General features: G+C 66.9%; 16 protein-coding genes. 8 read left to right on the top strand and 8 right to left on the bottom strand.

What is annotated here, in order from left to right; translation table 11 throughout:
- Window positions 1–81: 81 nt before the first annotated feature.
- The 4 genes from BW38_RS09840 to BW38_RS09855 form a co-directional block, all read right to left on the bottom strand.
- Window positions 82–1155: a 3-deoxy-7-phosphoheptulonate synthase gene (locus BW38_RS09840; RefSeq protein ID WP_025878655.1), complete on the bottom strand. Its 1074-nt coding sequence runs from the start codon at window positions 1153–1155 to the stop codon at window positions 82–84.
- Window positions 1156–1408: 253 nt separating this feature from the next.
- The gene (locus tag BW38_RS09845; RefSeq protein WP_025878654.1) at window positions 1409–1669 is read right to left on the bottom strand and encodes a hypothetical protein; all 261 of its coding nucleotides are present in this window, start codon (window positions 1667–1669) and stop codon (window positions 1409–1411) included.
- Window positions 1670–1857: 188 nt separating this feature from the next.
- The gene (locus tag BW38_RS09850; RefSeq protein WP_032976466.1) at window positions 1858–2595 is read right to left on the bottom strand and encodes a DNA alkylation repair protein; all 738 of its coding nucleotides are present in this window, start codon (window positions 2593–2595) and stop codon (window positions 1858–1860) included.
- Entirely contained in the window at window positions 2592–3092 is a 501-nt protein-coding gene (locus tag BW38_RS09855) for a MarR family transcriptional regulator (protein WP_032976465.1), read from the bottom strand. The genes BW38_RS09850 and BW38_RS09855 overlap by 4 nt, the downstream gene beginning before the upstream one ends.
- A gap of 178 nt (window positions 3093–3270) precedes the next feature.
- Here BW38_RS09855 and BW38_RS09860 point away from each other — a divergent pair, with 178 nt between their 5' ends.
- Window positions 3271–4434, top strand: a complete 1164-nt coding sequence (locus BW38_RS09860; RefSeq protein ID WP_032976464.1) for a serine hydrolase domain-containing protein — start codon at window positions 3271–3273, stop codon at window positions 4432–4434.
- Between the two features lie 156 nt (window positions 4435–4590).
- Here the strand turns inward: BW38_RS09860 and groL are convergent, their stop codons facing one another.
- Both groL and BW38_RS09870 read right to left on the bottom strand, forming a co-directional pair.
- A complete protein-coding gene (groL, locus tag BW38_RS09865) occupies window positions 4591–6240 on the bottom strand; it encodes a chaperonin GroEL (protein ID WP_025878650.1) in 1650 nt (549 codons plus the stop codon).
- 82 nt (window positions 6241–6322) lie between these two features.
- Window positions 6323–6610: a co-chaperone GroES gene (locus tag BW38_RS09870; RefSeq protein WP_025878649.1), complete on the bottom strand. Its 288-nt coding sequence runs from the start codon at window positions 6608–6610 to the stop codon at window positions 6323–6325.
- A gap of 352 nt (window positions 6611–6962) precedes the next feature.
- Here BW38_RS09870 and BW38_RS09875 point away from each other — a divergent pair, with 352 nt between their 5' ends.
- The 5 genes from BW38_RS09875 to BW38_RS09890 all read left to right on the top strand — a co-directional run bounded on the left by BW38_RS09875 (window position 6963) and on the right by BW38_RS09890 (window position 15536).
- Window positions 6963–8753 carry an endonuclease gene (locus BW38_RS09875; protein ID WP_032976462.1) on the top strand — a complete coding sequence of 597 codons (1791 nt, stop codon included), beginning with the start codon at window positions 6963–6965 and terminating at the stop codon, window positions 8751–8753.
- Window positions 8754–8821: 68 nt separating this feature from the next.
- The gene (cutA, locus tag BW38_RS09880) at window positions 8822–9160 is read left to right on the top strand and encodes a divalent-cation tolerance protein CutA (protein ID WP_032976461.1); all 339 of its coding nucleotides are present in this window, start codon (window positions 8822–8824) and stop codon (window positions 9158–9160) included.
- Entirely contained in the window at window positions 9157–11547 is a 2391-nt protein-coding gene (locus BW38_RS09885; RefSeq protein ID WP_032976460.1) for a protein-disulfide reductase DsbD domain-containing protein, read from the top strand. Before cutA ends, BW38_RS09885 begins: the two co-directional genes overlap by 4 nt.
- The gene (locus tag BW38_RS0120710; RefSeq protein WP_032976458.1) at window positions 11544–12104 is read left to right on the top strand and encodes a TlpA disulfide reductase family protein; all 561 of its coding nucleotides are present in this window, start codon (window positions 11544–11546) and stop codon (window positions 12102–12104) included. Before BW38_RS09885 ends, BW38_RS0120710 begins: the two co-directional genes overlap by 4 nt.
- A gap of 906 nt (window positions 12105–13010) precedes the next feature.
- The gene (locus tag BW38_RS09890) at window positions 13011–15536 is read left to right on the top strand and encodes a sulfite reductase flavoprotein subunit alpha (RefSeq protein ID WP_032976457.1); all 2526 of its coding nucleotides are present in this window, start codon (window positions 13011–13013) and stop codon (window positions 15534–15536) included.
- A gap of 85 nt (window positions 15537–15621) precedes the next feature.
- Here the strand turns inward: BW38_RS09890 and BW38_RS09895 are convergent, their stop codons facing one another.
- Window positions 15622–18159: a methyl-accepting chemotaxis protein gene (locus tag BW38_RS09895; protein WP_032976456.1), complete on the bottom strand. Its 2538-nt coding sequence runs from the start codon at window positions 18157–18159 to the stop codon at window positions 15622–15624.
- A 202-nt stretch (window positions 18160–18361) separates the two neighbouring features.
- On the opposite strand from BW38_RS09895, the gene BW38_RS09900 reads away from it, so the two are divergent.
- The gene (locus BW38_RS09900) at window positions 18362–19195 is read left to right on the top strand and encodes an arylamine N-acetyltransferase (protein ID WP_032976485.1); all 834 of its coding nucleotides are present in this window, start codon (window positions 18362–18364) and stop codon (window positions 19193–19195) included.
- Between the two features lie 32 nt (window positions 19196–19227).
- On the opposite strand, the gene BW38_RS09905 is transcribed toward BW38_RS09900, so the two are convergent.
- Window positions 19228–19599: a VOC family protein gene (locus BW38_RS09905; RefSeq protein ID WP_032976455.1), complete on the bottom strand. Its 372-nt coding sequence runs from the start codon at window positions 19597–19599 to the stop codon at window positions 19228–19230.
- Window positions 19600–19712: 113 nt separating this feature from the next.
- Between BW38_RS09905 and BW38_RS09910 the strand changes: the two genes are divergently transcribed.
- A complete protein-coding gene (locus BW38_RS09910) occupies window positions 19713–20429 on the top strand; it encodes a transporter substrate-binding domain-containing protein (protein ID WP_032976454.1) in 717 nt (238 codons plus the stop codon).
- Window positions 20430–20436: the final 7 nt, after the last annotated feature.

Raw genomic sequence — 20436 nt, 5'->3', positions numbered from 1 at the left:
GGGCCGGTCTCCAACTCCGACCGGCCCTGATCGCGGCCGCACCCCCGCAGGCGCTGGCCGCCATCCACACACGTGCCGCACTCAAGCGGCTTCGGACACCTTTACCTCACGGCGGGCGCGCACGGCAGCGGCAAGCCGCTCCAGCACCTGCACGGTGGTGTCCCAATCAATGCAGCCATCGGTGATGCTCTGGCCGTAGACCAGCGGCTGGCCTTCCACCAGTTCCTGGCGACCGCCGACCAGATGGCTTTCGACCATCACACCGACGATGCGCTGCTCGCCGTCTTCCAGCTGGATGGCGATGTCTTCAATCACCTTCGGCTGGTTTTCGTGGTTCTTCAGGCTGTTGGCGTGGCTGGCATCGATCATCAGGCGCGTCGGCAGCTTGGCTTTGGCCAGCGCCTGACAGGCATCGGCCACGCTGGCCGCGTCGTAGTTCGGCTGCTTGCCACCACGCAGGATCACATGGCAGTCCGGGTTGCCGGTGGTGGAGACGATGGCCGTGCCACCCTGCTTGGTGACCGACAGGAAGTGATGCGGATTGGAGGCTGCGCCCACGGCATCGGCGGCGATCTTGACGTTGCCGTCGGTGCCGTTCTTGAAGCCGACCGGGCACGACAGCCCCGACGCAAGTTCACGATGCACCTGGCTTTCGGTGGTGCGTGCACCGATCGCGCCCCATGCCACCAGGTCGGCGATGTACTGCGGCGAGATCACGTCGAGGAACTCGACGCCGGCCGGCAGGCCGAGCTTGTTGATGTCGCGCAGCAGGCCACGGGCGATGCGCAGGCCCTTGTCGATCTTGAAGCTGCCGTCCAGGTCCGGATCGTTGATCAGGCCCTTCCAGCCCACCGTGGTGCGTGGCTTCTCGAAGTACACGCGCATGACGATTTCCAGCTCGCCGGCCAGCGCATCGCGCAGCGGCTTCAGGCGCTGTGCGTACTCGATGGCGGCTTTCGGATCGTGGATCGAGCACGGCCCGACCACCACCGCCAGGCGGTCGTCGCGGCCATGCAGGATCTGGTGCAGGGCGGCGCGCGAAGCGCTGACGGTGTCGGAGGCTTCGTCATCGCAGGGCAGCATCGCCAGCAGCTGGGCAGGCGGTGTCAGCGGTTCGATGGTGCGGATACGCAGGTCGTCGGTGTGCGGAGGCATGGTGAGGGGTCTCTACGGAACGTTGGGGGTCCGCAGCGTGGCGACATGAAAAAAGCCGCCAGGTTCGCTGGCGGCTTTCGGGAATGCGTCTGAAGCTTTCTTCAGGGTGAGCGCAATCCTTCCTCCGCCGGGGGCTTCGGAAAGTAATACCAATAAAAGCTGGCGTGGGCTGCGTTCATGGGATCTATTGATAACACAGGGTTTTGGCGGGTGCCAACTGTTTCATCCGCAACTGCGGGCGCGGTTCAGCGGACTATCGGCCGCCATGCACTTCCACATCCAGCAGCAGCGTCTCGTGGATGTCGACCCAACGCTCCACCACGCGGTCCAGTTCCTGCCTGGCCTCATCAAGCTGTTCGGGGTTGAGCATGGACCTGGCCGTATACAGATCGGACACCAGCTGCCGCAGGGTGGCTTCCTGGATGGCCACCACCGGCCCTTCCAGGCCGGGCACCTGCAGCGCTGGACTGCTGCCCAGCGCTCCGTACAACGTCACCTGGATCTTGCTCTGCATGCTCGACTTCCCTGCGGGTGGACACGGCCGAGCGCCATCTTTACCCGGAATGGATGACACGCGCATGTGCCACGAGGGTGCTGGAATGCCGTCCGATGAGGCGATGGCGCATGGGGTCTCCCTTGAAGGTCATGGGGTTGCCGGCCAGCGGCCGGCACTACCGGGAAACGCGGGTGAACGGTACGGCGCTACAGCGAGCGCAGCGCGCGCTTGCGGATGTATGTATTGGCTGCGCTGTCGTGCGTTGACTGCCACCGCGTGCATACATCGCGCACCCATCCGGGCTGGCTCTTGCCTGCGTCGTTCAGCCAGTTGCCGACCGAGTCCTGCACATAGCGCTCGGGATCGTCAGCGAGGGCCTCCAGCAGGGGCAACGCGTGCTCGGGTTGCTGCTTGAACAGCGCAATGTGCGTGGCCCATACACCGCGGGGGCGAAGCGCCTCACAGGCGAAGCGGCGCTGATTCGGCGAGCGCTGCAGCGTCCAGGGTTGCAGCAGGGCAAGCGCTTCCAGCGGCTCGGCGACGATATCGCTGCGCAAGGCCAACCATGCCCATTCGCGCACACCGAAGTGCGCATCACCTGCCAGAGGACGCATGGCCTGCAGCTTGTCGGCCAATGCCGCCTGCGGGTCACTGCCAATCAGATAGCACGCCCATCCCCGCACGGTATCGGATGGATGCGCCTGCCAGCAGTGCACGTCACCCTGCCCTGCCTCGCGCAGCACCGCTGCGGCCAATGCCATGCGCTGGGTGATTCCCTTGCCTGCAGCGGCGCGCATGCGCTGCATGGATGCCTGGGGCAAGGTTGGTGCCACCGCCTGCAGCAATGCGGCGAAATCCACTGCGAGGCACTCGGCCAGGTGCGTGCTGGATACGCTGCCCGCATTGAGTGCCTGCAGGCGTGCCGTGCCGATGGTGCCGCTCATGTGACTGTTTCCTGGCCTGCGTCGGTGTGTCGCCAGACTTTTTCCAGCAGCAGCGACAACTGCACCTGTTCGCTGGAATCAAGACCGTTGAACAGTCCGCCGATCCATTGTGTGTGCTGGTCGAACAGATCGCCGGCCAAGTGCTTGCCGCGGGCAGTCAGCACGATCTGCAGGCGGCGGCCATCCTCGGCATCGTTGCGCCGCTGCAGCAGGCCGTCACGCTGCAGGCCATCGAGCAACCCGCTGATGGTGGCGCGGGTGACGCCAGCGCGCTCGGCCAACGCGTGCGGAGGCAAGGTGCCGCCAGCGCCGTGCAGCAGGAACAGCACCACGAAGCGGCCTTCGCTGAGGCCGTGCGGCGCCAGGCGTGAAGCGCAGTCACGGTCGATCGCGCTGGACAAGGCCAGCAGCTGGAAGCACAGGCGCAGCTGGGCCAGGTGGGGATCGCCGCGACGGCCAGCCTCCTGGATGAGAGCCGTGTGTTTTGCTTCAAGCATCCATCACATCCTTGATGATTAGGTGCCTTATTATATTTTCGATCCCGCAGGGCGCAAGTCCGGACCGGGCTGCCGCAGGGCATGACGCGGCGCCGCCCCGGGGCCTGGATGGGGTCGACAGGCGCCAACAGCGAAAGCTGCGGTAGCATCGCGCCACGTCCCGCCAGGAGTTCCACGCATGTGCCGTGTCGTCCTGTTGTTGCTGACGCTGTTGCCGATGGCCGTAGTCGCCGCGCCACCACCACTGCCCTCGCCAGCCCGCATTGATGCCCAGGCGCAACGGCTGATGCAGGCCGCACACGCGCGCGGCATGGCGCTGGCGGTGATCGACGCTGGCAAGGTGGTGCACGTGGCCGCCTATGGCGAGCGCAACGCCGCCGGCGAACCGCTGCGTACCGACACCGTGATGTACGCCGCTTCGCTGACCAAGATGGCCTTTGGCCACCTGGTCGCGCAGCTGGCACAGGACCAGGTGATCGCGCTGGACGCCGGCATTGCCACGTATCTGGACAAGCCATTGCCGGACTACCCCGTCGATACGAAGCACTACGCCGATTACAGCGTATTGGCCGGCGACGAACGCTGGCGCCGGCTCACCCCGCGCATGCTGCTCAATCATGGCGGCGGCTTTGCCAACTTCGCGTTTCTGGAACCGGATGGCAGGCTGCAATTCCATTTCGATCCGGGCAGCCGCTACGGCTATTCCGGCGAAGGCTTGATCCTGCTGCAGTTCGTGCTCGAACGGGGGCGCCTTGGCCAGGACATCGGCGCGCTGATGCAGCGTCGCGTGTTCGACCGCTTCGGCATGCCCCGCACCAGCATGATGTGGCGCGAGGATTTCGCCACCAACCTGGCCGACGGCTGGACCGCCGATGGCACGCCCGAGCCGCATGACGAGCGCAGCCGGGTGCGGGCCGCCGGCTCGATGGATACCACCATCGCCGACATGGCCAACTTCGCAGCGGGCTATGTGCGCGGCGAAGGCCTTTCAGCGGCGATGCGGCAGGAGCTGGTACGTCCGCAGCTGCCGATCACCACGGCCAGCCAGTTTCCGACCCTGCAGGCGGAACTGCCGGTAGCGGAGCGGCGCAGGGACCTGGCAGCCGGCCTGGGCGTGGTCACCTTCCGCGGACCGCAGGGGCCCGGCTTCTACAAGGGCGGCCACGATGACGCGGTGGGCAACACCCTGGTGTGCATCGAGCAGGGCCAGCGCTGCGTGGTGATGCTGGGCAACGATGTCCGCGCCGAGGCGGCGTTTCCGGCGCTGGTGGCGTTCGTGCTTGGCGATACCGGAGTGCCGTGGGACTGGGAGTACGGCGCGGAGAAGGTGCTCGTGCGCTGACGCCATCCACGCATGGCGTGGATCTACTGGCATGGACCGATGGGCATGGATTCATTGGCATGGACCCATTGCTGTGAACCCATTGGCGGCAACACGCCACCCACAAAAAAACCCCGCCTTGCGGCGGGGTTTTTCATTGCAGCAGTGCAGCGGGACTTAGAAGTCCATGCCGCCCATGCCACCCATGCCGCCCATGCCACCAGCGCCACCCATGGCCGGCTCGTCCTTCTTCGGAGCGTCGGCAACCATGGCTTCGGTGGTGATCATCAGGCCAGCGATCGAGGCTGCGTTCTGCAGCGCCGAACGGGTCACCTTGGTCGGGTCCAGGATGCCGAACTGCAGCATGTCGCCGAACTCGCCCGTAGCGGCGTTGTAGCCGAAGCTGCCGGTGCCTTCCTTGACCTTGTTGACGATGACCGACGGCTCTTCACCGGCGTTGGCAACGATTTCGCGCAGCGGGGCTTCCATCGCGCGCAGGGCGATCTGGATGCCGTGGTTCTGGTCTTCGTTGGCACCCTTCAGGCCAGCCAGTGCGGAGACCGCACGGACCAGGGCAACGCCGCCGCCCGGAACCACGCCTTCTTCAACGGCCGCACGGGTCGCGTGCAGGGCGTCGTCGACGCGATCCTTCTTTTCCTTCATTTCGATTTCGGTCGAAGCGCCGACCTTGATCACTGCAACGCCACCGGCCAGCTTGGCCACGCGCTCCTGCAGCTTCTCGCGGTCGTAGTCCGAGGAGGTGTCTTCGATCTGGGTCTTGATCTGCGCAACGCGCGAATCGACCGCAGCCTTGTCACCCACGCCATCGATGATGGTGGTGTTTTCCTTGGAGACCTGCACCTTTTTGGCGCGGCCCAGGTCCTTGATGGTGGCCTTTTCCAGCGACAGGCCGACTTCCTCGGAGATCACGGTGCCGCCGGTCAGCACGGCCATGTCTTCCAGCATCGCCTTGCGACGGTCGCCGAAGCCCGGAGCCTTGACGGCCACGACCTTGACGATGCCGCGGATGGTGTTGACCACCAGGGTCGCCAGCGCTTCGCCTTCGACTTCCTCGGCAACGATCAGCAGCGGCTTGCCAGCCTTGGCGACGCCTTCCAGCACCGGCAGCAGGTCACGGACGTTGGAGATCTTCTTGTCGTGCAGCAGGATGTACGGGTCATCCAGGTCAGCGGTCTGCGACTGCTGGTTGTTGATGAAGTACGGGGACAGGTAGCCGCGGTCGAACTGCATGCCCTTGACCACGTCCAGCTCGTTGTCCAGGCCCGAGCCTTCTTCAACGGTGATCACGCCTTCCTTGCCGACTTCCTTCATCGCGTTGGCGATGATCTGGCCGATCGACTCGTCCGAGTTGGCCGAGATCGTGCCGACCTGGGCAATGGCCTTGTCGTCAGCGGTCGGCTTGGAGATGTTCTTCAGCTCGGCGACGGCAGCCACGACGGCCTTGTCGATACCGCGCTTGAGGTCCATCGGGTTCATGCCGGCAGCAACGGCCTTGGCGCCTTCGCGGATCAGGGCCTGGGCCAGCACGGTGGCGGTGGTGGTGCCGTCGCCGGCGTCGTCGTTGGTACGCGAGGCGACTTCCTTCACCATCTGCGCGCCCATGTTCTCGAACTTGTCAGCCAGTTCGATTTCCTTGGCGACGGACACGCCGTCCTTGGTGATGGTCGGGGCGCCGAAGCTCTTCTCGAGCACGACGTTGCGGCCCTTCGGGCCCAGGGTGGCCTTGACGGCATTGGCGAGAACGTTGACGCCGCGCACCATGCGCGAACGGGCGTCTTCACCGAAACGAATATCCTTGGCAGCCATTGCGTTTACCTCATTGGTAGCGCCGGGCCATGCCCGGCGGCTGGGTGTTGGAATCAGGGGATGAAGCAGGTCGCGCCGACGCTCAGCCGATGACGGCGAGCACGTCGTCTTCGCGCAGGACCTTGTACTCGACGCCTTCGCTCTTGTACGAGCTGCCGGCGTACTGGCCGTAGATGACCTTGTCACCGACCTTCAGCGACGGAGCGCGCACGTTGCCGTTGTCCAGCGGCTTGCCCGGGCCCACGGCCACGACTTCACCCTTGGTGGACTTTTCCTTGGCGGAGTCCGGGATCAGGATGCCACCGGCGGAAACTTCGTCGGCTTCGATCGGCTTGACCACAACGCGGTCGTGCAGCGGCTTGATGCTCATGTGGGACCTCTTAAGTTATTGATTGGTCTGAAAAAGTCCGGCGATGTTAGCACTCGCACCAAGCGACTGCCAGCAACGCGCGTGAAAAAGCCCGACAGGTCGGGAGCACGACAGAGATGGAGACCTCCGGAGGCCTTTCAAGGCCCGCCCCCGAAATTTTTACCGGCGGCCCGGCGGCACTCCATCCCCGCGCGGACGCCTTTATAGGGATGCGTCGCGGCAAGCCAAGGGGGAATTGGCCACCATTTGGTGACCGCCGTCGCACTGTCAGATATCTGGCGTTCATTTACGACAAAGTGTCACCGGATCGGCTTTAGGGTGGCCCGGCATTCCCAATCACAAGGAGTAGTCGATGCGATTGCTGTCCCCGCTCGCCGCCGCCTGCCTGCTGGCCCTGGCTGCCGCGCCGGCCCAGGCCGAGGTCTTCATCAACGAACTGCACTACGACGACAGCACCGCTGCCGGTGACGTCGGCGAAGCCATCGAAGTGGTCGCCACCGCCGGCGAAGACCTGTCCGGCTACCGCCTGTACCTCTACAACGGCAGCAACCCGTCGGCCGCCACGGTCTACGCCAACAACGCGGTGCCGGCCGGAACCGCGGCCAGCTGCGGCAGCGCCACCCTGGCGGTGGTCACCTACCCCAGCAACGGCCTGCAGAACGGTGCCAACGACGGCATCGCCCTGGTCGACGCCAGCGGCAAGGTGGTCCAGTTCCTCAGCTACGAGGGCGCGATCACCGCTTCCGGTGGCCCCGCCGCCGGCATGACCAGCCAGAACATTCCGGTTGCCGAAACCAACAGCACCGCGGCGGGCACCTCGCTGCAGCTGACCGGCAGCGGCAGCCAGTACGCGCACTTCACCTGGGCCGAATCGGCCAGGCAGACCTTCGGCAGCTGCAACAACAACCAGACCTTCAGCGGCGGTGGCACCCCGGGCCCGAACACGCCGCCGTCGGTGTCCACCACCACGCCGGCACAGGGCAGCAGCACCTTCCCTGCCGCCGCCGACCTGGAAGTGGTGTTCAGCGAGACGGTCAACCTCGCCAGCGGCGCCTTCGCACTGACCTGCGGCACTTCGGGCAGCGTGCCGCTGACCTGGCCGGCCAGCGGCAAGAGCGTGAAGCTGTCGACCAACACCGCGCTGGTCGCCGGTGAAGCCTGCCGCTTCGACATCCGTGCCGCACGCATCACCGATGCGCAGGGTGCCCGCCCGGCGACCGACAGCCGCATCGCCTTCACCGTGGCCACCACCACCGGCAATCCGGACCCGGGCAATCCCGGCGGCCCGGCCGGTTACTACTCGAAGGTCAACACCAGCAGCCCCAGCCAGCTGCGCTGCTCGCTGCACGCCACCATCAAGGGCCACACCGCGTATCCGTACAGTGGCTCGGGCACCAGCACCTGGACCATCCTGGAAATCGCCGACGAAGATCCGAACAACAGTGGCCGGATCCTCGATGCCTACCGCAACCACAGCTTCGCCAAGGTGACCGACCGTGCAGGCAGTGGCGGTGGACTGAAGTACAACCGCGAGCACACCTGGCCGAACTCGCTGGGCTTTGCCAGCACCACCGGCGACAAGGGCCTGCCGTACGCGCCCTACACCGATACCCACATGCTGTACCTGACCGACGCACAGTGGAATGCCGACCGCGGCAACAAGCCGTTCGGCAAGTGCGATGCCAACTGCGGCGAGCGTGCCACCGAAGCCAACAACGGCCACGGCGGTGGCAGCGGTGGTTACCCGGGCAATTCGAACTGGGTACGTACACCGGACGGCAATGCCGGTACCTTCGAGGTGTGGGGCCATCGCAAGGGCGACATGGCACGCGCGGTGATGTACATGGCCATCCGCTATGAAGGTGGCAAGGATGCGGCCACCGGCCAGTCCGAACCGGACCTGGAACTGACCGACGACCGCAGCAAGATCGTCAAGACCAGCAGCTCGCCGGCCTACATGGGCCTGCTGTCGACCCTGATCGACTGGCACCTGTCCGATCCGCCGGATGCCGCCGAGCAGGCGCGTAATGACGTGATCTACTCGTTCCAGGGCAACCGCAACCCCTTCATCGACCACCCCGAGTGGGCCACCCCGGGCCTGTTCACCTCGGCCAAGCCGGCCACCTGCCAGCTGGCCAACTGACCGCGCAACGCTGCGGTCCACTGCCGTCGCCGGGCCCTGCCCCGGCGACGGCCCTATACTCGACGGTCATGTCGACCGTCGATCCCGTCCTGCTGCTGTTGACCACCTGCCCGGACCGGGCCAGTGCCGAGCGCATCGCGCATGCGCTGGTCGCCGAGCATCTGGCTGCCTGCGTGACCCGCCTGGACGGCGCTCAGTCGACCTACCGCTGGCAGGGTGAGGTCACCACCGACACCGAGCTGCAGCTGCTGGTGAAGACCACCGCAAGCCGTGTCGATGAAGCCATCGCCCGGATCGTCGAACTGCATCCGTATGAACTCCCGGAGTGCATCGCGGTCGAAACCCGGGCCGGCCTGCCGGCGTATCTGGACTGGATCCGGGCACAGACCCGGGAGGACACTGATTGAAGACTCTGTTTGCGCGTGGCGCCGCCTTGTGCGCTCTGTTGTGGCTTTCATTGCCGGCCTTCGCGCTGGATGAGAAGGATCTGCTGCCGGTGGACCAGGCGTTCGCGCTGACCGCCAGCGCTCCCGAGCGTGGCCAGATCCAACTGCAGTTCAAGATCGCCCCGGGCTACTACCTGTATCGCCACCGCACCACGGTGAAGGCCGATCCGGCGTTCAACGCCGCTGCGCTGCAGATGCCCGCAGGCAAGAAGCACCATGACGATTTCTTCGGTGAGGTGGAGACCTACCGCGAGCGCCTGCAGGCCACCCTGCCCGGCGCGCCCACCGATGCCGCCGGCACCATCAGCCTGGAAGTGCGTTACCAGGGCTGCGCCGATGCTGGTGTGTGCTACCCGCCGCAGAAGCGCGTGGTGCAGGTGACCCTGCCCGGTGCAGGCGGTGCGGCGGCCACGCTGCCGACCGCACGCGCCACCGGCGCCAGTGCATTCAACAACCCGCTGGCCGGCGCCGGCAGTGGCGGTGGCCTGCGACTGCCGGGCACCAGCAACAGCCAGGCACTGCCGCTGCCGTCGGATCAGGCATTCGGCTTTGATGCCATCGCCAGCGATGGCAATACCCTGCTGCTGCGCTTCAGCCCGGCACCGGGCTATTACCTGTATCGCGACCGCACCTCGCTGAAGCTGGAAGGCAGCGCCGGGGTACTGGCCGACAAGCCGCGCTGGCCGGCGGCGCAGTCGCACCGCGACGAGCACTTCGGTGATGTGGCGGTCTATTTCAACCAGGTGGAAGTGCCGGTGCCGCTGCGCCGCAGCCGCGCCGAGGCGGTCGACAGCACGCTGGTGGTGACCTTCCAGGGTTGCCAGACCGATGGCATCTGCTACCCGCCGATGACCCGCCGGGTGAAGTTGTCGATCCCCGCCGGCAAGACCAACGCCACCAGTGATGCACCTGCCGCACGCGACGAAGTGATTCGTTCGCTGCCGGCTTCGGCCACTGCCGGCACCCGCGAGGGCGCCAACGGCACACCGCTGCGCCTGCTTCCGACCGTGCCCAACGACGCGCCGGCCGCCACGGGTGGTGCCGACGCCAGCAGCGGCTCGCGCGATGCCTTCGCCGCCGACGCGCAGCAGGACAATGCGCTGCGTACCAAGGCTCCGAGCCGCGTACCGAAAACCGACAGCTCGCTGCTGTGGGTACTGCTGCTGGCACTGGGCGGTGGCCTGGTGCTGAATCTGATGCCCTGCGTGCTGCCGATCCTGTCGCTGAAAGTGCTGAGCCTGGCGCAGAGCGGTGAAAGCCCCGAGCGCGCCCGCAGCCATGCCATGTGGTACACGCTGGGCGTGCTGGTCGCCTTTGCGGTGATCGGCGCGCTGATGGTCGGCCTGCGCATGCTCGGCAATGCGGTCGGCATCGGTTTCCAGCTGCAGCATCCCGGCGTGGTCGCGGCGTTGGCCTACATCATGTTCGCGGTGGGCCTGAGCCTGTCCGGCGTGTTCACCATGGGCGGCGGCATCGGCAACTTCGGCCAGTCGCTGGCGCGACGCAGTGGCCCGGCCGGCGACTTCTTCACCGGCGTGCTGGCCTGCGTGGTCGGCAGTGCCTGCGTGGGACCGTTCTTCGGCCCGGCGGTGGCCTATGCCTTCGTTGCACCGCCGGTGGCGGCGATGCTGGTGTTCCTGTTCCTCGGCCTGGGCCTGGCCCTGCCGTTCCTGCTGATCGGCTTCGTGCCGGCGCTGGCCCGTCGCCTGCCCAAGCCGGGCCAGTGGATGGAAACCCTCAAGCACGTGCTGGCCTTCCCGATGTACGCCGCCGCGTTGTGGCTGCTTTGGGTGCTGGGCAAGCAGCGCGGCGTGGATGGCATGGCGCTGGCGCTGGGTGGCCTGCTGCTGCTCACCGGCGGCCTGTGGTTGTTCGAGCGCAGCCGCTGGCGCAGCCAGCGCGCGGCCGGGCTGCTGGGCGTGCTGCTGGTGATCGCCGCGCTGGTGCCGGTGTGGGCGGTGACCCAGCTGGCACCGCCGGCGCGTGCCGCGCAGGCGAGCAGCGAGAACGTGGTGGATTATTCGCCGCAGATGCTGGACCGCCTGCGCGCCGACAACCGCGTGGTGTTCGTCAACATGACCGCCGACTGGTGCGTGAGCTGCAAGGCCAACGAGCGCGCGGTGCTGTCGCGCCCGGAGTTCAAGGAACTGCTCAAGCGCACCAACGCGGTGTACATGCGTGGCGACTACACCAATGTCGACCCGCAGATCACCGCGTTCCTGGATGAGCACAAGGCCGTGGGCGTGCCGCTGTACGTGGTGTACGGCCCCGGCGCCCCGCCGACGGTGCTGCCGACCCTGCTGACGCAGGCGCTGGTGGAAGAAGCACTGCTGCGCACCGCGCGATGAAGTGGCAACGGCCAGCGCTGCTGTGGACAGCAGTGCTGGCTGCCGGTCTTGGCCTATGGGCCGGCAACCGGCTGGCGCCGGAGCCGGCGACGGAAGCTGCAGCGCCTGTTGCGGTATCGCCGCCGGCGCTGCCGATGCTGCGGCCCGGTGATCCGCTGCCGGCGCTGGTGCTTGCCGATGCTGAAGGTCACGCGCTGGATATCCACGAACGCTTCAAGGGCCGCCCATTGCTGGTCAATGTGTGGGCCAGCTGGTGCGGCCCCTGCGTGGAAGAGATGCCCGAACTGGCCCGCTTTGCCGAGGGCCAGGGCGCACACGGCGTGCAGGTGTTGGGCCTGGCACTGGATACGCCGGACGGCGTGCGTGATTTCCTGCAGCGAGTGCCGGTGGACTATCCCATCGTGCTCGATACCCCCGGCCCACGCGATGCCAGCGTGCAGTTGGGCAACGCGCAGGGTCTGCTGCCCTACAGCGTGTTGTTCGACGCACAGGGACGGATGGTGAAGGCCAAGCTCGGACCGTTCGCGCACGGCGAAATCGAAGGCTGGGCGAAGTAGGTCGGCAGGGCTGCGCCCTGCAGCTGCAGATACTTTCAGGCAACAGCAACAGCAACAGCCGAAGCAACGGCCAAAGCGGCATTGCGTGGGATGGCGGGGCGGTGTCGGAGTGCGGGGACGCCGCAAGTACGTCCTTGTAGGCTTGGCAGCCGCTTGCTCGTGTGCGCTGTCCTGCGCACACGGCAAGACCGGGGTTGGGCGTCCTGCCCAGCCCGCCCAAGGCATGCCTCGGGCCCATACGGCTGACACCCCGCACTCCGACACCGCCCCGCCTCTGACAGATTTCCGGTGTCTGATGGATCTACCTCGTGCGTGGATGAATCTTCATCGGAATCGAATATCTCGACAATTGAACGAAGAGCATCCACGCGTGGCGTGGATCTACGTGTCGACCAAGGTCGACACCTACCAACAGCGGCGGGGAATTGTCGAAGGCGGGGCGATGAATCTTCATCGGAATCGAATAGTTGGACAATTGAACGAAGAGCATCCACGCGTGGCGTGGATCTACGTGTCGACCAAGGTCGACACCTACCAAGAGCATCGCAGAACGCCATTCCAGCAGATCGCGGAAAACTGTCAAAGGCGGGGTGGGTCCGGTTGCGGGGGTGTCCGCGGCATGGATGCCGCGGCCAAGCCCCCAAGGACGGGTTTACGGCGTCCCCCGCAACCGGACCCACCCCGCCTACCCTCAGGAAACTCGCTTTTGATTCGGCTGTAGCTTCGGCTGTTGCTGTTGAGGTTGCCGGCCAGCGGCCGGCACTACCGCTTCGGCGGGTGCAGGGCGCAGCCCTGCCGGCAAACCCTCCTTGACCGCAGCGGCCCGCGCCCCGGAGAATTACGAGATTAATTCTCATTTGCTGTTGCGCAGGATGCGGGCGGCAGCCTCGACGGCCCTCGATCCCGATGTTCAAGAACGTCCTCTTCCAACTGCACTGGCTGCTGGGCATCAGCGCGGGTGCCATCCTGGCCGTGATGGGCCTGAGTGGTGCAGTCCTGTCGTTCGAGGATGAACTGCTGCGCGCGGCCAATCCCGGCTTCGCCGAGATCGCCGAGCACCATGCCGACAACCAGCAGCCGCTCGCCCTGAGCGAGCTGGTGCCATTGCTGCAGGCAGGCAGCGAGCGGCCGCTGCAGCGCCTGCGGGTGGATGCCAGCGGCCAGCGGCCGTCGGTGGCACGCTTTGCCGGCGGCAAGGACCACTGGGTCTATTTCGACCCCTACAGCGGCGAGCGCTTCAGCGCGCTGCGTGGACAGGCCTTCTTCGATTTCGTCGAAGACCTGCACCGCCACATGGTCGCCGGTGAACGCGGCTCGTGGATCACCGGCAGCTGTGCGATCGCGCTGTTGTTCTTCACCCTGTCCGGGCTGTACCTGCGCTGGCCACGCCGCTGGTGGCACTGGCGCAGCTGGCTGGCGGTGGAATGGGCGCGCAAGGGCCGGGGCTTCCTGTGGAGCCTGCATTCGGTGATCGGCACCTGGGTGCTGCTGATCTACCTGATGAGCGCACTGACCGGGTTGTGGTGGTCGTTCGACTGGTATCGCAACGGGCTGACCCAGCTGCTGGGTGTCGCGCCCCCCGCCAAGCACAAGGTCGCCACGGATCTGCCCCTGGATCTGCACAAGGTCGAGGCCACGCTGTATGCACTGCCCGGCGTGCGCCAGGGCTTCATCGACCTGCGCCTGCCGGAGAAGCCCGGTCAAGCGCTCAACGTACGGGTGATGTCGGCGGATCCCGCACAACGGGGCGGCCATCACGACCGCGCACATGACCTGCTGCAGCTCGATCCGGCCACCGGCGCGGTCCTCGACGCGCGCCCCTACGCGCGCCAGGGTGCCGGCGGCCAGCTCACCACCAGCATGTTCGCCCTGCACTCGGGCAGCTTCTTCGGCATGCCCGGGCGCATCGTGGTGATGCTCAGCAGCCTGGGCATGTGCCTGTTCTTCGTTACCGGCTGGCTGTTGTACCTGGACCGCCGCCGCGGCCAGCGTGCCGCCCGCGCGCTGCGGCAGACCGTGCCGGCAGCAGCACCCCATGCCGCAGGCACGCCGTGGCTGGTGGTGCATGCCAGCCAGAGCGGCCTGGCCGAACAGTTGGCCTGGCGTGCGGCGGCGCAGCTGCAGGCGGCCGGCCACGCGGTGCAGGTACTGCCGCTTGCGCGCGTAGCTGCCACGCAGCTGCAGGACTCCACGCAAGCGCTGTTCGTGCTCAGCACCTTCGGTGATGGCGAACCACCGGACAACGCACGGCGCAGCGCGCGCCAGTTGCTGGCACAGCTTCCGGACCTTTCCGGGCTGCGTTACGGCATGCTCGCGCTGGGTGATCACCAGTACGCGCAGTTCTGCGGGTTCGGCGTGCAGATCGACGACTGGTTGACGCGCTCGGGCGCGGAACCCTTGTTCGCCCGCATCGACGTCGATGCTGCTTCGGTGGTGGCGCTGCGCCAGTGGCAGCTGCAGCTGACCGGACTGACTGGCATCGACACCGACGACAGCGTGTTGCCGGCCGCCACAGTGATGCACGGCTGGCGCCTGCTCGGCCGCACCCTGCTCAACGCTGGCAGCGTCGGCGGCCAGATCTGGAAGATCCGCCTGGCACCGCCGGCCGATGTCGATTGGCAGGCCGGCGACATCCTGCACATCGCGCCCCGCCACGACGCGATGCATGCCAGCGCGGTACTGCGCGCGCATGGCCTGGATCCCCAGCAGCCACAGCTGATCGACGGCGTTGCGAAGACCCTGCTGGAACTGGCCAGCGAACGCGTGCTGCCCGAACCCGGCCGTGCGTTGCAGGTGCAGGATGCAGGCCTGTGGTTGTCGGGCCTGCCGTCACTGCCTGGGCGTGAGTACTCCATCGCCTCATGCGCCGCCGATGGCGAAGTGGAGCTGGTGGTGCGGTTGGTCCACGACGCAGCAGGCCGCGCAGGACTGGGCTCGGGCTGGCTGGCCCTGCATGCGCCGCTGGACGGTGCGATAGCCGCACGCGTGCATCGCAACCCGGGCTTCCATCGGCAGCCGGGCGCGCCGATGCTGCTGATCGGCAACGGCACGGGCATCGCCGGCCTGCGCAGCCTGCTGCGCGAAGCCGCGCACCGGGGCGAGCACGGTCACTGGCTGCTGTTCGGCGAGCGTCAGCGCGCGCACGATTTCCTGTTCGCCGACGAGATCATCCAGTGGCAGGCTGACGGGCATCTGCTGCGCTTGGATCAGGCCTATTCGCGTGATGTGGACGATGGCAGCTACGTACAGCATCGATTGCGCGCTGCGACAGATCAACTGCAGGCGTGGTTGGCACGGGGTGCAGTGATCCATGTGTGTGGATCGCTGCACGGCATGGCCGAAGGCGTGGACCAGTTGCTGCGCGAGGCACTGGGCGATGAAAGGGTGGAACTGCTGCTGGAGAACGGGCGCTACCGGCGCGACGTGTATTGAATCCGTTCGCCGGGCATGGCCCGGCGCTACCCGTCATGGGTTCAACGGTAGCGCCGGGCCATGCCTGGCGAAGGCAATCAGGCCATCACGCCGCCGCCCGTGACCGGCGCTCGGGCTGCAGCCGGAACGCGGCCACCGCTTCGGCCAGCGCGCGCACTTGGGTCTGCATCTGCGCAGTCGACGCGCCGGCTTCTTCCACCAGACTCGCATTGCGCTGCGTGCTGGCCTCCATCTGTACGACCGTCTGGTTTACCTGGGCAATGCCCGCATGCTGTTCGTGCGAGGCACTGCGGATACCGGCCAGCAGGCCGGCCAACTGCTGCACGCTGCTGACGATCTCGTCCATCGTCGTACCCGCCTGCTCGGCCTGCGTACTGCCCTGGTCGACCCGCGTCACCGAATCCTCGATCAGCCCCTTGATCTGCTTGGCCGCATCAGCACTGCGCTGGGCCAGCAAGCGCACTTCGGCCGCCACCACCGCGAAGCTTCGGCCCTGCTCGCCTGCACGCGCGGCCTCCACTGCCGCGTTGAGGGCCAGGATATTGGTCTGGAAAGCGATGCCATCGATCAGCTGGATGATGTCACCGATGCGCCGCGACGCCGCACTGATGCCCTGCATAGTGGCCACCACCTGGCCGACCGCGGCGCCGCCGCGCTCGGCAACCCGGGCGGCCTCACGTACCAGTCCATCGGCGCGCTCCGTCGCATCGGCGTTGCGGCCTACGGTATCGGTCAGTTCATGCATCGATGCAGCGGTTTCTTCCAGGTTGGCGGCCTGCTGTTCCGTGCGCTGGGAAAGATCGTGATGGCCGGCGACGATTTCGCCCACCCCCACATCCAGGCGGACGGTGGCCTGCTGGATGCGGGTGACGATGTGGCCCAGCTGCGCGACAGTGGCGTTGGCATCGTCACGCATGCGGGCGAACACGCCCTGCAGGTCGCCCTCCAGGCGCACGCTCAGGTCGCCGCGTGCCAGTGCGGCCAGCAGTGCCTGCAGATCGCCGAGGTTGGTCTCGAAGGTGGACAGCAGGCGATTGATGCTGGTCGACAGCGTGCGCACGAAGCCCTGCTTGCCCTCCAGTACGATGCGCCCCTGCAGCTCGCCATGCGCCGCCGCGTCGACCAGTGCCGCCACTTCGGTTTCCAGCAGTGTCTCCAGCGCGCGGCTGCGCCATTCCACCGCCACGCCGAGGAAGTGGTCGTCCTCGACGATGGCGTTGGCGATCAGCTGGTAGCGGGTGCCGGCGTGGCCGATCTCGCGCTCTTCGCGCTGACGGACACCAATCAGCCCCGCCAGTACCGGGTGCAGGCGGACCGCGTCGCTGCCAAGCAACGTCTCTGCAGGAAGATCCAGCAGCTGCAGCAGCGCTGGATTGGCGTAGGCCACCTGCCCTTCCGCGTCGACCACCATCAAGCCGGTCTGCGCGCTGTCCAGCGCTTGCCGCACGCGCGTATTGCCGCGCGCAACCGCGCGCTCGGTTTCGATCCGCGCACGCAGGCGTTGCTGCATGTCGACCAGGCACTGCGCAAGCTGGCCGATCTCATCGTTGGCGTTGTGCACGCGCAGCGTGGTGTCGAGCCGATCATCGGCGATATCGCCAGCGAAACGCAGGGTGTCCTGGATCGGTCGACGCACCGCGCGGACGACCAGCACCAGGCTGGTGATCAGCACACCGGCCACCAGCAGCAGAGTGGCCACAAACAGCACGCTGGCCATCCGTGCGCCCGACTGCTGACGAAGCTGCGCCTGGGCCAGTCCTGCAGTCTGTGCCTGCTGGAATGCGGCCAGTGCCGGGCCCACGGCTGCCGCCGTCTCGAGCAGCGACTGTGCTTCCACGTCCAGGCCGACACGCGCGGCGGTATAGCCCAGCAGCGCGGCCTGGTAGGCCTCCATGCCCGTGCGCACCTGCTCCTGCACCTCGGCTGGCAGGCCCGCCAATGCCAGATCGAAGGGCAGCTTTTCTTCGCTGGCACGATCGGCGTGGGTGGAATCGCCGTCGAGCAGCAGCAGCGCTTCCTGGCGCCGCATCCGCTGCACATGCAGGGAAAGCGCAGGGCGCTCCAGCGCGTCCACCTGTGCCTGCAGTGCGTCGGCGGACTGCTGCAGCTGCGTGGCCAGGCCTGCGTCGCCGCGCCCCATCTCATCCACCCGCTCGAACAAGGCGGCGATGCCCTGTGAGAATGCGTCGACGGCTTCAGTCATCGCCTGCAGCACCTTGCGCCGACCCGCATCCATCGGCATTGCACGCAACGCCTGCAGATCCTGCTTCAACATCCGTTGCGTGGCCAGCAACTGGCTGCGGTCGGCATCGTCGAAACTTCGCGCATACTGGGTCTGCAGGCGCCGGGCCTCGGCCACCCGCGCTGCCAGCGAAGCGACGCGGTCACTGCCGTGCTGGTAGCTGGCCTGATCGCGCGCCGCCTGCTTGCTCGCATGGCTGGTCCAGGCATGGACGGCGGCAATGGCCACCAGGCCCAGGCTGCAGACCAGCAGGGTCGCCTTGAGCTTGTCGGCGACGCTCAGCCGATGGGGCTGCAACCAGCGCAGCAGGCCAGGGAAACGGGAACGCAACCCGGCAACGCGGCTACGCAGGGACCGAAGGTGGGGAACGACGGCCGACATGACAGACTCCAGGCGGAAGGACGCACCTGTATCGACCGGTTACAGCAGAACTTTAGCCCCGGATTGATTCCAGCCACGAGTGGCGGGCAGTTGTCGCTGTTGTACCGGCCGTAGGCGACCGGGGGATGACACCGGCGGGATGCGCTTGACCTCAACCCCGGTTGCGGTATCACAGTGGAGGCCCCCGCCCGTGATGCCTGCCATGCCCATCGACGTCCCCCGCTACCTGCAGCGCCTGCAGCTGGATGCCCCGCCCCCTCTCACCCTGGCCGGGCTGACCCTGCTGCAGCAGCGCCACAACGCCCTGCTGCCGTTCGAGACCCTGACCAGCCTGCTGCGCGACGCGGTGGCAATCGACCTGGACAGCGTCCAGCACAAGCTGCTGCACGCGCAGCGCGGCGGTTACTGCTTCGAACTCAATGGCGCGTTCCTGGCGCTGCTGCAGGCCTTGGGCTTCGATGCGCAGCCACTGAGTGCACGCGTGCTGCTGTCGGCCACCGAGGGCGAGCTGACTGCGCGTACGCATCTGCTCCTGCGGGTGCGTCTGCAGGAAGAGGATTGGCTGGTCGATACCGGCTTCGGCAGCCTGACCCCGACCGTACCGCTGCGCCTGCACGAGACCGCAGTGCAGGACACACCGCACGAGCGTTACCGCGTGCGGACGCTGGATGATGGCGACTTCATGCTCGCCGCCGAGGCGGGGGATGACTGGCGGGCGCTCTACCGCTTCGACCTGCAGCCACCGGCGCCGATCGACAACGAGGTAGGCAACTGGTACGTGTGCACGCATCCGCAGTCGAGCTTTCCCGGCCAGCTGCGTGCATCACTGACCGGGCCGGATTGGCGACGCACCATCGGCAGCGGCAACTACACCGAATACCGCCCGGGCCAGGCGCCGGCCAAGCGCCCGCTGCGTGATGTGCAGGACGTGCGCGAGGTGCTGCAGCAGGGCTTCGGCATGCGCCTTCCCGACGATCCGCGGTTGGATCCGGCCATCGCCGACTGGCTGCAGCGATCACAGGCCACGTCCGTGTAGCGCCGCGCCATGCTCGGCTGCCGTCCTTGCCGCTATGGGTTGACGGGTGCCTGCAGAGCAATCCGGTTGCCCTCGCTGTCGCGGATCTCGGCTACCCGCCAGCCACCGGCCACGGCCGGGCCAAAGCACAGCACCGCGCCGGCCTGCAGGGCACGCTGCAGGCGCCGATCCAGATCGTCCACGCCCAGGTAGATGCGCGGGCCGTGCTCCGACGGCACGTAGTCGGCGCCGTGCACCAGCGCCATGCTGGCACCTGCGGCGTCGTCGTTGAACGACAGGTAGGCCATCCGGCAGTCATGCAGGTCGATCGGCGCTTCGATGCGCACCTGCAGCCAGTGCTCGTAGAACATCACGGCGCGTTCGAGATCGGCGACCGGAACTTCAACATGCAGGATGGGATTCATGGTGATCGTGCTCGGCGTGCAGGTGGATGAAAGGCAGCATCGCAGTCCTGTGCACTGCACGATACGGCCCCGACTGGCATGCTGGACAGCCTGCCACCGTACTGGAAGCGCCCATGTCCCTGGCCGATCACCGTCATGCCCTGGCCCCGTTGGGCCACCTGCGCGTTGCCATCAACCTGGGCAACCCGGTGCTGGCCCAGGGCGACGCCAATTCACCGCGTGGGCCGTCGGTGGAACTGGCCACCGCGCTGGCACAGCGGCTGGGTGTGCAGGCACGCTTCAGTTGCCACGACGCGGCCGCATCGGTGGTTGCAGCGGCGAGCGACGATGCATGGGATCTGGCCTTCCTGGCGGTGGACCCGGCACGTGCCGACCGCATTGCCTTCAGCGCGCCGTATGTGGAGATCGAAGGCACCTATCTGGTGCGCGATGACAGTCCAGCGCAACGGGTTGCAGACCTTGATCGCAACGGGCTGCGCATCGCGGTGGGACGCGGCGCCGCCTACGATCTGTTCCTCAGCCGTGAGCTGCGGCACGCGACGATTGAACGTGCCGATACCTCGGCCGCGGCCATCACGCTGTTCGACCAGCAGCGGCTGGATGCAGCGGCCGGCGTACGCCAGCCCCTGCTGGCCTGGGCGCAGGCACATCCCGGCCATCGCGTGCTGGCCGATCGCTTCACCGTCATCCAGCAGGCGGTTGCCGCGCCCGTCGCACGACCCGCAGCGGCGTTGCAGGCGCTGTTCGCGGAAGTGCAGGCGATCAAGGCCGGGCCGCTGCTGGGCGAGGCCTTCGCGCGTGCCGGGCAGGCAGTCACGCTGTTGCGGTGACGCACAC

Source organism: Stenotrophomonas sp. RIT309 (assembly GCF_000632045.1).
Lineage (GTDB): Bacteria > Pseudomonadota > Gammaproteobacteria > Xanthomonadales > Xanthomonadaceae > Stenotrophomonas > Stenotrophomonas indicatrix.
Note: the sequence above shows the minus strand (reverse complement) of the source record. Positions and strands in the feature narration are given on the sequence as shown.

Bases quoted from the DNA above. Each gene is read 5' to 3' on its own strand.
- BW38_RS09840 (WP_025878655.1), bottom strand. From the start codon at position 1,155: ATGCCTCCGCACACCGACGACCTGCGTATCCGCACCATCGAACCGCTG.
- BW38_RS09845 (WP_025878654.1), bottom strand. From the start codon at position 1,669: ATGCAGAGCAAGATCCAGGTGACGTTGTACGGAGCGCTGGGCAGCAGT.
- BW38_RS09850 (WP_032976466.1), bottom strand. From the start codon at position 2,595: ATGAGCGGCACCATCGGCACGGCACGCCTGCAGGCACTCAATGCGGGC.
- BW38_RS09855 (WP_032976465.1), bottom strand. From the start codon at position 3,092: ATGCTTGAAGCAAAACACACGGCTCTCATCCAGGAGGCTGGCCGTCGC.
- BW38_RS09860 (WP_032976464.1), top strand. From the start codon at position 3,271: ATGTGCCGTGTCGTCCTGTTGTTGCTGACGCTGTTGCCGATGGCCGTA.
- groL (WP_025878650.1), bottom strand. From the start codon at position 6,240: ATGGCTGCCAAGGATATTCGTTTCGGTGAAGACGCCCGTTCGCGCATG.
- BW38_RS09870 (WP_025878649.1), bottom strand. From the start codon at position 6,610: ATGAGCATCAAGCCGCTGCACGACCGCGTTGTGGTCAAGCCGATCGAA.
- BW38_RS09875 (WP_032976462.1), top strand. From the start codon at position 6,963: ATGCGATTGCTGTCCCCGCTCGCCGCCGCCTGCCTGCTGGCCCTGGCT.
- cutA (WP_032976461.1), top strand. From the start codon at position 8,822: ATGTCGACCGTCGATCCCGTCCTGCTGCTGTTGACCACCTGCCCGGAC.
- BW38_RS0120710 (WP_032976458.1), top strand. From the start codon at position 11,544: ATGAAGTGGCAACGGCCAGCGCTGCTGTGGACAGCAGTGCTGGCTGCC.
- BW38_RS09890 (WP_032976457.1), top strand. From the start codon at position 13,011: ATGTTCAAGAACGTCCTCTTCCAACTGCACTGGCTGCTGGGCATCAGC.
- BW38_RS09895 (WP_032976456.1), bottom strand. From the start codon at position 18,159: ATGTCGGCCGTCGTTCCCCACCTTCGGTCCCTGCGTAGCCGCGTTGCC.
- BW38_RS09900 (WP_032976485.1), top strand. From the start codon at position 18,362: ATGCCCATCGACGTCCCCCGCTACCTGCAGCGCCTGCAGCTGGATGCC.
- BW38_RS09905 (WP_032976455.1), bottom strand. From the start codon at position 19,599: ATGAATCCCATCCTGCATGTTGAAGTTCCGGTCGCCGATCTCGAACGC.
- BW38_RS09910 (WP_032976454.1), top strand. From the start codon at position 19,713: ATGTCCCTGGCCGATCACCGTCATGCCCTGGCCCCGTTGGGCCACCTG.